This is a genomic window from Sulfobacillus harzensis (assembly GCF_012933365.1).
GTDB classification, from domain to species: Bacteria; Bacillota; Sulfobacillia; order Sulfobacillales; family Sulfobacillaceae; genus Sulfobacillus_B; species Sulfobacillus_B harzensis.
In genome coordinates, this window is the sequence record NZ_JABBVZ010000108.1 from 1 (window position 1) to 11,051 (window position 11,051).

The following is an 11,051-nucleotide window of genomic DNA, read 5'->3' on the forward strand; positions in this document are numbered from 1 at the left end:
TGCGGTTTTTTTCGTCAATCGAGAAGAAGGAGGCTGCCCCCTCCGGGTCCAAATCTGGACCCTTTTGGGACAGCCCCTTTTTTTGTCTACGAGGTGAGATGCTATGACCGTTGACGCGATTCTTACGGAGATGCGCCGCCATCGTCAGTCGCTCCATGTGACGCGAGCTGACGTCGGCCGGATTACGGAAGCCCGCCGCACAGGTCGCTGGGAGCGGGTCCATCAGAGCCGCCTGTATCGACTCCACAGCGCGGAATACTGCGAACTGTTGGATGTCACCGCACGCCTTGGCTAATCCGTCGGTGATGGCCCTGCCGCCAGCAGGGCTTTTTAATTTGCGAGGTGATGAGGATGTCTGTGTTCCCCTTAACGCCCGGCGATATCCGCCTCGTCGAGCAACTGACGCGCCAAAAGAATGAAGCACTCGCCTTCGTGGGTCGCTGTGAAGCCTTGATGGCGGATGTTCCAGAGGACAATCCGTTTCTTGGGGCGAGCCCGATGTCGCTGCGATCTGGGCGCGAAGAGGTCGTGAATGGATTTATAAACCGGATTGCGCGCTTGTTGTCAGAGCACTATCAATGCGACATCAACACCTGGGATTTGCTCAAAGACCGTCCGCACGATTGCGATGCGGAAGCGGTGTTGACGCTCGCGGTCCAAGAGCTTAAAGGTCAGTCCGTCGCGGAGGCCGCGCGCGACAAGATTCGCGCGGTTTTAGTAAGATGCACTGGTCGCCAGTGGACGATCCAAGGCCGGAAGGTGACGATCCCTCGGCTTCTCTATTTCCAAGAACACTTCGACCATCGGTACAGCTTGCCCACAGGTCAGATTGACCCGCTGATCAACGCGCTTGCGTGCTGGTCGACGGGGGCTCTGTACGCCGACTGGCGGCTGTGGTCCTTGAGCTTCCCCCGGTTTCCGTACGCGCCTGCTGCCGATTGGTTCAGGGCGTATCCGACACCCCTGACGGCCATCGAAAGCCTGCGCTACTTCAAAAACGGGCGGGTGGACGTGACCTTCGGCACCGCAGAGCAGGCGCAGGACTTTGTGGCGCAGTTCGGGCCGGCGGCCGAGGCGCGACCAGGCAGTAAGCCATAGGGCCTTCCGTTTGCTGGCCCGGCAACAGATGCTGCAAACAGCGCGATTTCTTGTGTGTTATGCCCCCAATTGGCCACGCGCAACCCCAAGATATTCCCGGGGTTGCGCCGGTGGGGCACTGGACAACCTGCGGTGTGGTGTGGACGAATTTCCTTCCCACTTGCCTGCGTGGGTCGCAGAAATTTCGGATTCATTATGGAATAGCATCATTAAGGATGGAGGCGATTCGGGTGATAGACTGGCGCGATGTGGCACGTTATTTCATTGCGGTTGCAAACGCCACGGGCGACTTAATGACCAATCTGCGGTTGCAAAAGCTGGTCTATTATGCTCAAGCCTGGCACCTGGCGCTTTACGATCAACCGTTAATGGCGGGAACATTTAAGGCATGGGTGCATGGTCCCGTGTTGCCAGAACTGTACCAGCAATTCAAGATGTATGGCTCATCCCCCATTCGCGAGGAACGTTATAGTGACGATTGGTTGACCGAGTTTCAGGAATCCGTCCATCCCGATACGATAGAGTTGCTGGATGACGTGGCTGAGACTTATATGGGTTTTACAGCATTTGAGTTGGAGCGTATGACGCACAGAGAGGCTCCTTGGCTCGAAGCACGGGAGGGGCTATCTCCAGACGCCCACCGCCCTATCCGAGAGGAAACGATGAAGACCTATTATCGTCAGTTGTTGAACGACTCGCACGACACGCATTAAATGGCTAAGAACAGGATTCAACCGCCTCCGCGCAAAATGGGACCTTTGCCCACTACTCTTCCGGGCGAAGATACCATCCGGTTTTCTTTTAAGTATCTCGATAAAACTGATGACGACTTTCAGTTCGAGGGGAACGAACCTTCTTACTTTCTCAAGTTGTTGCAGCGATTACGAGACATGTCGCACTTAGAGATGTCTGACCTGCTGAGGAATCTTAAGCAACGCAATGGTCTACGATGTCATCCGATTGACTGGTCGGACACGATTCGTCCTAACGGATTTGGGATTCCCATTGACGGAGCGGATGCCAACGCATGGCAGTTTTCCCTCACCAGCAACGAGCATGGCCGCGTACATGGATTTCTGATTGAATCGACATTTTACGTTGTATGGCTGGACCCTCAACATCACCTCTACTCATAGGCACAGGCCTGTGTAGAGTTCTTCCCGGGGCGAGAGAGAACGGTGGCATTTATATCCGGTTCCTGGCAGGTCCAGGGAAATCGCCGACCGCCTGTTCCAGAACATCAGCCCCCGAGAGGACATGATGGACCACGCGAACGTTTCTGTGAAAATGGATCCCCAAGCTGTTGTTGAACAAAAAACTGAGATAACCCGTCGGCGCTGGCACTAACGTCCAGGCCTGTTGAGTTTGGATGGCACGGCGGTTGGCCGAGCCCCCTATCGCACGTTGCTGCTTCGGGCTCCCGCACCCTGCGGGAGCTTTTGCGTTTTCAGGAGGTGTTCGTGATGTCGATTCGCTCACGCGTCTTTGCACTCATCGTCACGGCGACGACGGAGGACGCCGATTTCAGCGATCCCCAGGATCTGTCCGAAGTCGCGACCGTCATGGACGGAGCGTTGGCTCGCGGCGTCGAGACGCTCCGGGATTTAACGCTGTACGAAATCACACCGGATGACGGGCCGGACTCCGCAGTCTGGCAGGCCATGCAGCAAGAGGCCCACCGGCAACTCGTTGTCCTGGCGGGCGATGCGCCCCGCACTGATGATGCCGATCTGCTCGCCACGATTGCCGCGGTGGTCGATGGCGCGCGCCGCGCATACCAGGTTGTCGTGGCGCATCGTCAGTCCCCGAATGACGATGTTGTCCTCGAGGCTATACAAGCGTACAAGACGGTGGCGGCCGCCTGTCGTCAGCTCCGGCGTCTCTTGGACACGTCCAACCTGTCCCCGGCGCTCGTGGAACGCATTCGGTCAGATTGCGCGTTGCTTCAGCATTGGGGTGAAGACTTGGTGCGTGCCATGAACATTACCCTCTGATTGTTTTCGCCTGTCGTCTCGCCCCGCGCCCCGCGGGGCTTTTGTCTGGCTATTCTGGAAAGGATGTGATGGTTTTGTCTACCCTGCAAACACCGTTTCTCGCCATTGAACGGGAATTGAACCACGACCACCTCGAACGGCCCGACGTCATTCGGAGCCTCCTCGTGGCGCTCTTGGCCCGGCAGCACGTCATTTTGCTGGGACCGCCGGGAACCGGCAAGTCGCGGTTGGTTCGGGACGTGTGCCAGCGCATCGTGGGCCGCTTCTTCGAGTGGCAGTTGACACGGATGTCGACGCCCGAAGAAATCTTTGGCCCCATCTCGCTTCAAGGACTCCAGCAGGACCGCTACCGCCGGATTGCCACAGGCAAGTTGCCCGAGGCGGAGATTGCGTACCTGGATGAAACCTTCAAGACCTCGTCAGCCATCCTGAACACCTTGCTCGCGGCCATGAACGAGCGGGTCTTCTTCAACGATGGCCAGGCCATCCCGATGCCCCTTGAGATGCTGGTCGGGGCCTCCAACGAGCTTCCGGAGGATCGAGAAGAACTCGGCGCGCTCTGGGACCGGTTCCTCATTCGCCACGTCGTCGATTACGTGAAGGATCCCGCGTCATTCACAGCGTTGCTGCAGGCGCAAGCGCATCCGGCGACGCAGACCACCATCACGCTCCAAGACCTGAAGGCCGCGCAGCAAGCCGTCGAGGCGGTCGATGTCTCGGGCGTGTTGCCGCTGTTGGGACAGCTCCGGGCGGAGTTGGCGAAGCTCGGGGTCATCGCGTCGGACCGCCGGTGGCGGCAAAGCGTCGGGATTGTGCAGGCCAATGCCTGGATGAACGGGCATACGGTGGCCGATGCCGGCGACGTGACGATTCTGCAGCACGTGCTCTGGGATGAGCCCGACCAGCGGCTTGCGGTCGCCAAGGCCGTGCTCACCCTGATTAGTCCGTTTGACCAAGAGGCGCAAGACATCCTCGATGATGCCAAGGACGCGTACTTGCAAGCCTTGGCGGCCCCCGAGGAAGACCAAATGACCACGGGTCTCGAGGTGAACAAGACCTTGAAGTCCGCCGCGAAGCGGCTGGCGGAGGTGGTCAAGAAGTCCGAAGACGCCGGGAAGCCATCGCAGCGGGCCCGGGATGGTCTCACGCAAATCCAGGCGTGGGGCGATGAGATTCTCAAGACCTGTCTGAAGGTCTAAGCGCGGGGGCTGGGGCCGGGCATCCGCCCGGCCGCGGGTTTAGCCCATCATTTGTCAGAAGGAGGCCATGCTCAATGGCGGAACCCAACACCGATTTTTCGTGGGTTACCGAAGTGATGGAGGGGACCCCGCGTTCGCCTCACCACATCGACGGTCCCCGGTCGGATCGGTTTGCCTGGGAAGAGGCTAGCGACGGCTCGCAAGCGATTCAGGACCTCGTGAAGGCGAATCAGCGGTACCCGGCATTCCCGGCCCTGCTGCAAGACACGTTCAATGCCTTCTATAAGATGGATCCCAAGCTGCGGGCCCCCGAACTCGTCGACCCCACCAGCGCATCCAATCGGCCTTATATTGAGCAGATTTTGCAAGAACCCGCGACCCAACAGACGCGCACCCAGACCCAACTGGATGAGTTGGCGTCCGCCGTGGCCGCGTTGGCGGCCGGCAAGAAGCTTGCGGAGCAAATTGCGCAGAACCCGGAGCTCGACCAGGCCATGCAGCAAAAGACACCGCCGCCGCCGCAGGTGCAAGGGGCGCTGGCGAAAGCGGCTCGGCGGGCCATGCAGGCCGCCGGGGACGAGGCACAAGACCTGCAGAGTCAGCTGATTAGCTGGGGTCTCGATGCCGCGCAACTGCAAACCCTGCCGTTGGGCGAACGGTTGGAGATGGCTCACGATTTGATGCAACCGAAGTTCCGTCAAGTGGCCGACTTGATAGGCCGCATGCGCAACCTCGCGCGGGCTCGTCAGGGCGGCTCGCTCCGCCACCTCCGTGATGAGCTCTATCGCGTCACCCAGGGTAACGACTTGAGTCGGGTCCTGCCGGTCGAGATTTCGGCGCTGAATGACCCGCTCCGTCAGCTCGACTTTGGCCGCCGGTTTCTGGAAGGCCAACTGGCCCAGTACGATGTCCGACCGATTCAACGGGAAGGACGCGGACCCATTCTCTGCGCCATTGATTGCTCCGGATCGATGCATGGAGAGCGCATGGAATGGGCGGCCGCCGTGGGATTAGGCCTGATGGATACCGCGCGGCGGCAGAAGCGGGACTTCGGCGGGGTCTTCTTCAACGGGGATCTGGTGGCGGAGTTCATCTTCCCCAAGGGCAAGGCGTCCCCGCAGGACATCCTGAAGTTCGCGCAGGTCGGCGCCAGTGGTGGGACCCGTTTCGAACCGCCTCTGACGTGGGCGATGCATCAGCTGGAGACCCAACGGTTCAAGAACGCGGATATTACGTTCATTACCGATGGGGCCTCCCGCGTCGGCGACGGCTTCTATCGCGACCTGATGGCGAAGAAGCGGGCGTGGGGGTTTCGCATCTTCTCTATTCTGATCGGCGGGGTGGGGGAGGAATTGCTCGGTTGGTCGGATCGGGTCTGGGCTTTATCAGGAAGTCCTGACGACAATGCCGCGGGCGATGTGTTCGCCGAGTTGGTGGCGATGTAGGAATAGGCGGGGACTCCGGTCCCCGCTTTTTCGTTTGAGTCTTAACCATGTTACGAAAGGATGGGATGACCCGATGGCTGCGTCCACGGCTTCGATTCTGGAGGCGGAGCGCATTCTGCAATCGCTGATAGCGCCCGACTCCTGTGATTCCGCGGTTTTGACGCCAGTGTTTGGCGGCGCCGAGACAACGGAGTCGGATGCTCTTGCGAGCGCCATTGCCTCCTTAACCGACCTGTGCTCTCGCAAACGTCCTCGACCGATTGACCGCTTCCGGGCTTGGGAGCTGTCTGCCGAGATTTTTCAGGTAGCCGGCCAGGACGGTTTGGAACAGGCTGCGCGAGCATCAGGTTGTTCGATTAGCGTTCTTCAACGCTGGATTCAACGACTACAAGACTTGATGGCAATGTACCCTATGTTGTCGATGGACGTCTTTGAAGAGGCCTATCGAATTATTTGGTACTTTTCGAAGCACGCTCCCGAACACGATCTCCGGTTTTGGTTAGACTTAGCTCGATCCCATGGCTGGTCGGGCCATCAGTTAATGCAGGCGCATAAGATAGGCCCCGCCGCATGGGGCGGGGCCGCCAAAACTTCTAACCGCGGTTTTCCAGACGAGATCATTCCTTGGATCCACCAATACTACCAGGAACACGGGCGCTGGCCGCGCAGCCGCGATTGGGAAGCCTGACAACCCAATCATCCGGACGCTCCGACGCTTATGCAAATTCGCCGCCGGTACGGATCTTGGAACAACGCCCTTCAGGCCGCGGGCGCTTCCGTTCATCGACGATTCCGACCGATCGTTTATCGCAGCCATGCGTACTTGTCCATCGCAACCCGGCGCTATCGAGCCCGGTACCATCGTTGGCCGCGTTGGAGTGATGTACCCAAGTGGCAATCTGGTGTGATTTACAAGCGTTATCGCTCATGGTCTGACTTCATCCAACGCACTCAGGCTTTTCGTATATCCTGGTCGCGCTGCTGGCATGTTGATCCATCGCGTTTGACGCCTGAGCCTCTTCGTGGCGCTGATTCGGCGCGGCCGGATGTCGTTACCAACGCTATCGCCGTATTAACGGTGCTCCGTTCTCGCAAGCTGCTTGGACCAGACGACCGGTGGCGCCCTTGGGAACTGGCGGCCGCGATTTTTCAGGAGGCGGGTCAAGACGGATTGGTTCGGGCTGCGCAAGAATCAGGCTATTCGGTGCAGAGTCTGATGACCTGGGCTCAAACTCTGTCGCGCTTTTCGCCGGCGTTGCGGGCGGCGTATCCCGATCTGTCCGCCAAAATCTTTGAAGGAGCCTATCGAGCGACCAAGCTCTTCTCGACGGATGCCCCCGAACATGATCTCCGGTTTTGGCTGGACTTGGCGCAGTCCCGTCACTGGAATCGTGACCGCTTAGTGCATGAGGCCCAAACACTCCAAAAGCAACGGGCGACCGCTTCCACGTCGTGTGACGCGCCCCTGACCGTCAAACAGACTCAGACCTTTCGGCCGACGTGGTCGCGCCGGTGGCACGTTGCCCAGACCGTTTCGTCCGTCCAGGCTCCGGCGGATCGTCCAACTTCTTCCTCGCCTCCGGCCCCACCGACGGCGGAACCGACCCCGGCCACCCTCAATGTGCCCGTCCCGGACGCTTTTGCTGCGGCCGCGCGGGCCTGGCGAACCTTGGCGGCCGAATCGTTGTCCGTGACCGAGCGCGCATCGCTGGCTCTTCGGTTCCAGCAAAGCTTGGCGGACGCCGTGGCCGTGTTTAATACATACTGGAGTCCATACTTTCTCGAACACCTGACGCTGACGTCCCATCCCGTGGAGGTCGACTAACGGCCGGTCCCCGGCCATTAATCGGTGAGTGTTACATGAAGAAAGGAGCGATTTCATGTCCATTGCAATCAACACCGATCAGGTCCAGCACCTGATTAACGAGTTTGTTACCGTCAGCCGGCAACAGCATGCCCACACATGGCGCTTATGGGAATTGGCCCGGGCTATTTACGATGTGGGTGGCCCCACGGGACTGCATCGACTGGCGGAGGCTACGCACTACAGCTATAGCACCTTGCGCCGCTGGGCTACTGAGATTGTCCGGTTTCCGCCAGCCGTTCGGGCTCGCTTTGCGTCTGTCTCGCCGGATTTGTTCCGCACGGCCGATTGGGGTCGCCGGCAGTTTTCTGTGGGCCGGCCCGAAGCCACGCTGGAGCATTGGCTGTCGCTGGTTGCGACTGAGAATTTAACCCGGAACACCTTGCAGGCACGGATTGTTCGCCGGCGGGACCAGTTGCAACTGGAGCAAGACGCCACCGGGCAAGCCCGTCAGCAGCAACTCTTGCACATCGCTGACCGGGCGCTGGCTGCCGCTGCGAACATTGAACGGCAGGCCGAGGAGTTCAACGCGAAATACAAGGCGTACGCCTTATTCACGCTGAATGTCACGCGGGTGCCATACGTGCCGTAGATATTTGGTGCAATCAACCATCATCGACAAAGACCAGGCGGAGACTGCGGCCTCCGCCTTTTTGTGTTGGCACATGAGAACGGAGTGATGATGTTGGACAAGCCTTTTACACTTGACGAACTGGGTAACACGTATGTCGATCCCGATAGCCGCTATGTGGTCTCGCTGGTGGTGGGGTACGGCGACGACGACGTGATTTCGCCCGAACAGGCCGTGGCGGCGGCGCTGGATCTCACGCGGGACGAAGGGTCGTATAGTACCCACTGGTATGTATATGATCGTCTGACGAAAACCCTGCACCTGATTGAGCAAAGCGATGCGGAGCCCTATTGCCCGGTACCGTAGTCCCTGATGGCCAGATTCCTTTTCGAAGATTTCCTCGGGAAAGGAGTGTTTGCTGTGAGCGCAACGCAGTCGGCGCGCTGGGAATGGTGATTTTACCCCCATTTTTACGCGACTTAATCACCGCGTGTTTTCCACACGAACATTTCCCTATTAGACTTTCCTGTCTTTCGCCCCGTCCCGGGGCGCGACGCCTTCCTCATCTTATCAAGGGAGGTTGTGTTGATGAGCCATTTTGTGACGCTGGTCCTCGTACCGAAGGATTCGCTGGACGTTAAGGGAACGGTCGAATCTCTACTGGCCCCGTACAACGAAGAAATTGCCGTGGCTCAGTACGCAACCGACTGCTGGTGCATTGGTGGGATCGCCCGTCGAGCCGGGACGGACGCGGCCGATCGCGAGGTCGAAGATATGGATGCCTTGCGCTCTCGCTACTGGGCGTTGCCGGACGCGGAACGGCCCACATGGGAGGCGTGGACCCACGACTGGATGACGGTGGCGGACCGCGTGGAGCAGGCCCATCCGCTTTATCAGAAGCCCGATCCCCAGTGCGAGGATTGCCACGGGTCCGGCCAGCGCATGACGACCTACAATCCGGATTCCCAATGGGACTGGTGGACCATCAGCGGCCGCTGGGATGGATGGCTGAGCCGGAGCAACCGGCTCAAGGCCAAGACGGCAGCGGCTAAGGGAAAGGTGCCCTTTGCCATCGTGACGCCGGACGGCCAATGGCATGAGAAGGGCCGTATGGGCTGGTGGGGCATGACCTCGAACGAGAAAGAGGACGAGGCCTGGGCCGACGAAGTCCGGCGTCTGTTGCTCGCGCACCCCGATGCCTTAGCAGTTACGTGTGATTTGCACATCTGAGGCGCCCCGTCCGCGGGGCGCTTTTGTTGTGCCACTTTTTCAGAAAGAGGGGTCTTGAGCGATGCCTACGATAGACCAAGAACACGCCCTTCAAGTCACAGGTTACTGGATAGCGTATTTTGCGGCACGGATTCACGCGGTCATTCACGACGACGCCTTGTCATGGCCGGACCAAAGGCAATGGCTCGATGAAGTGGTGGAAGATCTTCAGGACGTGGCACAGAAGGGCTGTGCGGTCACCGACGACAATGTCAATCGGGCGCAACGCTTAGCGCGTGCCATGCAAGCGTTTATTTTCCATGAGGGTCCCAACCCCGATAACGATGCGGACTTTGTGGTGGACACTCAACCGGTCACTGTGAACGGAACCCCCATTCCGCACGAAACATCGGCCACGGGAGCAGTTCAAGGGACGTGTAAGAGCGAGACTCAGGCCCCTACTACTCCGTCATCCAGTGGCCATGAGACGCAAGTTATTTTGATTCCATACACCAGGCAGGAAGGCGGCGCGGCCGAGGTGTGGATCGGTCGCTACGACAAGACCGCCTATGCTCACATGGATATTCCGCTCCTCGCTCTGGCGGACTTCGCCGGCCGGGATATGCGCGACCCCGAAGGCATCCAGGAGCACTGCGATGCATGGCACGCCGACCGAATTTTGGTGCCGACAGACGAGACGGCGCCCCGCTGGACGGCCTATACGATTGCTAGTGTGCTATTAGGAAAGCCGGTCGAGGTTTAGTCAGGAGGTGAGCCCGACGATGACGGACGACTTATTCCGCGATCCATTGTCTGCGGTGCCGGTAATTCAACGAGATCGTGGATTGCGAATTGACGCGACGGCCGCCTGCGAAGCGGCGTGGATACCGCTACTGTTTGCTATTCCCAATCAAATTTTTCTGCTGCCGGGGCGGTCAAGGCACCGTCAGGTGTTCGTCTGGAACTTATGGGCCGTGGCCCAGCCCTGGCCTGAAGCACTTGCTCGCCGACGATTGGCGCACCGGAACACGTGGGCGAACTTACGACCCCTCTGGACAGCACGCATCGAGCCGGGTCCGCATCACTGGCGCATGACCACCTGGTCTTGGGGAGCAGTAAAACAACGCGTTGGGTCGTTTCGCGTGGATATCGCTTGGGCGATTTCGGGCAACATCCACCGCGTCTACGCCGCTTATCCACCGCCCGTCCCCGAACAGCACTGGGTATGGCATCCTGACACGGACCAGTGGGTCTCGGACACCGGGACGTCGTCGTGGTGCGACCCCGACCTGCTGACCGATTTTGCGCACTGGTTGGCAGATCCCCAAGCGCCCGACGTCCATCCGACCCTCCGCGCGGTCTTCACGGATATCACCCGACCGCCCCAATCGCGATCTGAGACGCTTTCCCGTTGGTGGCAGCGATCATGACCTCGGGGATGAACGGCCAGGGCCCGCCGGATTCAAGATGATCAGGAAAATCGCGGCCGATTAGAATTGTCTGGAACAATCAGAAAACGTTAAGGGGTGGAACTTACATGAGCAACCAAGCCCAAGCCCAGTACGTTCGGATTAGCTATCTCAACGGTGCGGGGGAAGACGTGGGTACTGAATACGGTCTCGTCGTACGGGATGCGACCGAGGATACGCTGCTAAACCTCTGGGATTCCTT

The 11,051-nt window shown here is 59.3% G+C and carries 13 protein-coding genes; all 13 read left to right on the forward strand.

Annotated elements, in window-relative coordinates; translation table 11 throughout:
* The first annotated feature begins 103 nt into the window (after positions 1–103).
* Positions 104–295 carry a hypothetical protein gene (locus tag HIJ39_RS18935; RefSeq protein ID WP_169102488.1) on the forward strand — a complete coding sequence of 64 codons (192 nt, stop codon included), beginning with the start codon at positions 104–106 and terminating at the stop codon, positions 293–295.
* Positions 296–357: 62 nt separating this feature from the next.
* Positions 358–1,098 (forward strand): hypothetical protein, encoded by a 741-nt coding sequence (locus tag HIJ39_RS18940; RefSeq protein WP_169102490.1) that lies wholly within the window; start codon positions 358–360, stop codon positions 1,096–1,098.
* A gap of 230 nt (positions 1,099–1,328) precedes the next feature.
* The gene (locus tag HIJ39_RS18945; protein ID WP_207711791.1) at positions 1,329–1,811 is read left to right on the forward strand and encodes a type II toxin-antitoxin system antitoxin SocA domain-containing protein; all 483 of its coding nucleotides are present in this window, start codon (positions 1,329–1,331) and stop codon (positions 1,809–1,811) included.
* Positions 1,812–2,561: 750 nt separating this feature from the next.
* Positions 2,562–3,092: a hypothetical protein gene (locus HIJ39_RS18950; RefSeq protein WP_169102494.1), complete on the forward strand. Its 531-nt coding sequence runs from the start codon at positions 2,562–2,564 to the stop codon at positions 3,090–3,092.
* 74 nt (positions 3,093–3,166) lie between these two features.
* A complete protein-coding gene (locus tag HIJ39_RS18955; protein ID WP_169102496.1) occupies positions 3,167–4,291 on the forward strand; it encodes an AAA family ATPase in 1,125 nt (374 codons plus the stop codon).
* 74 nt (positions 4,292–4,365) lie between these two features.
* Complete coding sequence (locus tag HIJ39_RS18960) at positions 4,366–5,736, forward strand: vWA domain-containing protein (RefSeq protein ID WP_169102498.1); 1,371 nt, start codon at positions 4,366–4,368, stop codon at positions 5,734–5,736.
* Between the two features lie 73 nt (positions 5,737–5,809).
* On the forward strand, positions 5,810–6,424 hold the full coding sequence (locus tag HIJ39_RS18965) for a hypothetical protein (RefSeq protein WP_169102500.1): 615 nt from the start codon (positions 5,810–5,812) through the stop codon (positions 6,422–6,424).
* 315 nt (positions 6,425–6,739) lie between these two features.
* On the forward strand, positions 6,740–7,561 hold the full coding sequence (locus tag HIJ39_RS18970) for a hypothetical protein (RefSeq protein WP_169102502.1): 822 nt from the start codon (positions 6,740–6,742) through the stop codon (positions 7,559–7,561).
* A 55-nt stretch (positions 7,562–7,616) separates the two neighbouring features.
* A complete protein-coding gene (locus HIJ39_RS23790; protein WP_207711792.1) occupies positions 7,617–8,192 on the forward strand; it encodes a hypothetical protein in 576 nt (191 codons plus the stop codon).
* Positions 8,193–8,279: 87 nt separating this feature from the next.
* Positions 8,280–8,537 (forward strand): hypothetical protein, encoded by a 258-nt coding sequence (locus HIJ39_RS18980; RefSeq protein WP_169102504.1) that lies wholly within the window; start codon positions 8,280–8,282, stop codon positions 8,535–8,537.
* 222 nt (positions 8,538–8,759) lie between these two features.
* A complete protein-coding gene (locus tag HIJ39_RS18985; protein ID WP_169102506.1) occupies positions 8,760–9,401 on the forward strand; it encodes a hypothetical protein in 642 nt (213 codons plus the stop codon).
* A gap of 61 nt (positions 9,402–9,462) precedes the next feature.
* Positions 9,463–10,143, forward strand: coding sequence for a hypothetical protein (locus tag HIJ39_RS18990; RefSeq protein WP_169102508.1), 681 nt, complete (start codon positions 9,463–9,465; stop codon positions 10,141–10,143).
* A 19-nt stretch (positions 10,144–10,162) separates the two neighbouring features.
* Positions 10,163–10,810: a hypothetical protein gene (locus HIJ39_RS18995; protein ID WP_169102509.1), complete on the forward strand. Its 648-nt coding sequence runs from the start codon at positions 10,163–10,165 to the stop codon at positions 10,808–10,810.
* Positions 10,811–11,051 lie beyond the last annotated feature (241 nt).

Coding starts and splice junctions, on each gene's coding strand:
- HIJ39_RS18935 (WP_169102488.1), top strand. CDS start 104: ATGACCGTTGACGCGATTCTTACGGAGATGCGCCGCCATCGTCAGTCG.
- HIJ39_RS18950 (WP_169102494.1), top strand. CDS start 2,562: ATGTCGATTCGCTCACGCGTCTTTGCACTCATCGTCACGGCGACGACG.
- HIJ39_RS18960 (WP_169102498.1), top strand. CDS start 4,366: ATGGCGGAACCCAACACCGATTTTTCGTGGGTTACCGAAGTGATGGAG.
- HIJ39_RS18965 (WP_169102500.1), top strand. CDS start 5,810: ATGGCTGCGTCCACGGCTTCGATTCTGGAGGCGGAGCGCATTCTGCAA.
- HIJ39_RS23790 (WP_207711792.1), top strand. CDS start 7,617: ATGTCCATTGCAATCAACACCGATCAGGTCCAGCACCTGATTAACGAG.
- HIJ39_RS18980 (WP_169102504.1), top strand. CDS start 8,280: ATGATGTTGGACAAGCCTTTTACACTTGACGAACTGGGTAACACGTAT.
- HIJ39_RS18985 (WP_169102506.1), top strand. CDS start 8,760: ATGAGCCATTTTGTGACGCTGGTCCTCGTACCGAAGGATTCGCTGGAC.
- HIJ39_RS18990 (WP_169102508.1), top strand. CDS start 9,463: ATGCCTACGATAGACCAAGAACACGCCCTTCAAGTCACAGGTTACTGG.
- HIJ39_RS18995 (WP_169102509.1), top strand. CDS start 10,163: ATGACGGACGACTTATTCCGCGATCCATTGTCTGCGGTGCCGGTAATT.